This is a genomic window from Thermomonas mangrovi, assembly GCF_028201335.1.
Taxonomy (GTDB): domain Bacteria; phylum Pseudomonadota; class Gammaproteobacteria; order Xanthomonadales; family Xanthomonadaceae; genus Thermomonas; species Thermomonas mangrovi.
On the sequence record NZ_JAPEVV010000017.1, the window covers coordinates 1 to 1,458 of the forward strand.

The following is a 1,458-nucleotide window of genomic DNA, read 5'->3' on the forward strand; positions in this document are numbered from 1 at the left end:
CTCTGAAAACTCATATCGCCGCCTCCTGGCGATGGCGGTACGTTCGTGGTTCCTACACAACGAGCGTGCGCCACGCACCAGGAGACGACGATGGCACTGTATGCCGCATGCGACCTTCATTCCAACAACACGGTGTTGGTCGTTGTCGATGAGGCTGGCGCGCTGTGCTACCGGCAACGTCTGCCCAACGACCTGTCCCTGCTCAATGCCGCGTTGATGCCTTTCCGCGATGGCTTGGCTGGCGTGGCGGTCGAGTCGACCTACAACGCCTACTGGCTGATCGACGGTCTGCAGTCGCAGGGCTATCCGATGCGGATGGTCAACACGCTGGCGGTGCCGCAGTACGCCGGACTCAAGCACGGCGATGACGACAGCGATGCCCATCACCTCGCGGAATTGATGCGGTTGGGGCTGCTGCCGACGTCGTACATCTACCCACGCGAGCAACGTCCGCTGCGCGACCTGCTGCGACGCCGGATGCTGCTGATGCAGCAGTCAGTACGCCTGCTGCAATCGGTGCAAGGCTACTGGGCGCGCGCCACCGGCCAGCGGCTGTCGGCCAACGGGTTCCGACAGCTGACCCGTCAGCAACTGAGCGACACCTTCCCGGAACCGACCGAACTGTTTGCCGTGGTCAGCCTGATCCAGATGTGGCGCGCCCTGCAGGAGAAGATGGCGGCGATGGAGACATGGCTGACCGAGGACACGCGGCGGCGACGCGAACTGATCGCACTGCGGACGGTGCCGGGCATCGGCAAGGTGCTGGGCCTGACGATCCTGCTGGAGAGTGGCGAAATGACGCGCTTCGAGGCGGTCGGCCAGTACACCTCGTACTGCCGACTTGTCCCTGCGCTGCGCTTCTCCAACGGCAAGAAGAAAGGCGTCGGCAACCGCAAGTGCGGTAATCGTTACCTGGCCTGGGCCTGGATGGAGGCGGCCAACTTCGCAATCCGCTTCGAGCCAGGCATCCAGCGCTGGTATCAGCGCAATGCAGCCCGCAAGCCGCGTCTGGTCGCGCTCAAGGCCGTGGCGCACAAGCTGGCGCGCGCCGGCTATTACCTGCTGCGCGACGGCGGCGCGTTCGACGTCCATCGCGCCTTTGCCTGACCCTGCACGGCCGCATCCTGGAACAGGGGTCTGGCACAACCATCCACTCTGAAGAGGAGCGGCCGTGCAGCCATCTTCCACCGCCCGTCGTCCGAGCCAAGCAAGGGTGGTCTTCAAGACCGCGACTCTGAGGCAACCATGCCTGTGGACGGCACGACGGCAGACCGAGCGAGTGTTGGGCGCAATCTGCGTGGGCTGCGAAAGCGGCTAGATCCCGAAGGGTGACGGAGGCGGTGACCCGCCTCGCATCAGAAACACTGCGGAAGCCGGTGGACAGGTCAAGGCGATGCCTTCAGCCCGGATGCGGGAGATCTTTCTTCGTGCCTATTGACCACGGCGGCGAAATGGTGA

The 1,458-nt window shown here is 64.3% G+C and carries 1 protein-coding gene; it reads left to right on the forward strand.

All coding sequences use genetic code 11. The annotated features are described in order from the left end of the window. Positions 1 to 90 precede the first annotated feature (90 nt). Positions 91 to 1,107 (forward strand): IS110 family RNA-guided transposase, encoded by a 1,017-nt coding sequence (locus tag ON759_RS13880; RefSeq protein WP_271680986.1) that lies wholly within the window; start codon positions 91 to 93, stop codon positions 1,105 to 1,107. The last annotated feature ends 351 nt before the right edge of the window (positions 1,108 to 1,458 follow it).